Genomic DNA, 1,452 nt, shown 5'->3' with positions numbered 1-1,452 from the left:
GATGTCGGCGTCGGTCGGCTGTGGTTTCTGGCGCAGCAGCGCCTCGGCCGCCATCAGCATGCCGCTCTGGCAGTAGCCGCACTGCGGCACCTGGTGGGTGACCCAGGCCTGCTGCAGCGGGTGCAAACCCGTGCCCGCCAGGCCCTCGATGGTCTTCACCGCCTTGCCCTGCACCGCACCGACCGGCGTCACACACGAGCGCACCGCCTGCCCGTCGACCTGCACCGTGCAGGCGCCGCAGGCGGCGACGCCACAGCCGTACTTGGTGCCAGTCAGCCCGAGTTCATCGCGCAACACCCACAGCAGCGGCATGTCCGGCGGTACGCGCTGGTCGTCGAGGGCATGGGCTTGGGTGTTGACGGTCAACTGCACGGGCGCGTCTCCTACGCTCCTGGAACTGGGAGCGCCGCGAGTTTGGCAGAAGCAGGGCCGCCATCGCCTGTCGCGAGGGTGTCCAGCGGTGACAAGGCCTCCCGGACTAACCCGAGGTGACGCGGCGTTTGAAGCTCACTGCCCCTTGAACAGGCCCTGGAAGTGGCGCGACACCGGCAGCTTCTCGCTGCGGCCGCGCAAGGAGAGCACCATCGTGCCCTCGTCCACCCGCAGCGCGCTGGCAATGTGCCGGTGGTTGACGATCACCGAGCGGTGCACCTGCCAGAACTGCTGCTCGTCCAGCTGCGCCAGCAGCTCCTTCAGCGGCGTGCGGATCAGCGCCTCGCCCGGGCCGGCCTCGTCCTGGTAGACGACCCGCGTGTAGCGCGCGTCCGACTCGAAGTACACCACCTGCTCGACCGGGATCAGCCGCACCTCCTTGCCGATGCTGGCCTGGATCATCGGGGCCGGCCGGCGCGCCGGCAGCAACTGCTGGCTGAGCTGCGCGAGCAGTGCCGTCATGTCCGGTGTGGCGGGCGCGGCTTGCGCGGGCTGCAAGCGCTGCTTGAGCCGCGCCACCGTCTGCGCCAGCCGGGCAGGGTCCACCGGCTTCATCACATAGTCCACCGCGCCAGCCTCGAAAGCCTGCAGCGCATGGTCGCCATAGGCGGTGACGAACACCACCTCGGCCCGGCCCTGGATGCGCTGCGCGACCTCGATGCCGCTCAGGCCCGGCATGCGGATGTCCAGGAAACACAGCTGCGGCTCGTGTTCGAGGAAGGCGTCCCAGGCGTCCACGCCGTTGACGGCCTCGGCCACCAGTTCGAGTTCCGGCCAGGCCTGCTGCAGCGCGGCTTTGAGTTGCGCGCGCGGGGCTTCTTCGTCGTCGGCGATCAGGGCGGTGATGGGATTCATCGGTGTGCAGGCTCAGGCAGAAAGTGGAAGACGCAGCAGCGCACGGCAGCCGCCCTCGGGTCGGTTGGCCAGGCTCAGCTCGGCCTTGGTGCCGAAGGCTTGTGCGAGGCGGGCGCGGCTGTTGACCAGGCCCACGTGGCCTTCGGCAGGGCCGGGCAGCAGCGG

Annotated in this window: 2 protein-coding genes; both read right to left on the bottom strand. The window is 69.8% G+C overall.

What is annotated here, in order from left to right:
• The coding region (locus FKP22_RS30280) for a (2Fe-2S)-binding protein (RefSeq protein ID WP_375140634.1) at positions 1-372 on the bottom strand (372 nt) is incomplete at its 3' end.
• Positions 373-507: 135 nt separating this feature from the next.
• Positions 508-1,287 carry a LytR/AlgR family response regulator transcription factor gene (locus FKP22_RS30275; RefSeq protein WP_141291914.1) on the bottom strand — a complete coding sequence of 260 codons (780 nt, stop codon included), beginning with the start codon at positions 1,285-1,287 and terminating at the stop codon, positions 508-510.
• Positions 1,288-1,452: the final 165 nt, after the last annotated feature.

It is taken from the genome of Ideonella azotifigens (genome assembly GCF_006519715.1).
Taxonomy (GTDB): domain Bacteria; phylum Pseudomonadota; class Gammaproteobacteria; order Burkholderiales; family Burkholderiaceae_C; genus Ideonella; species Ideonella azotifigens.
Note: the sequence above shows the minus strand (reverse complement) of the source record. Positions and strands in the feature narration are given on the sequence as shown.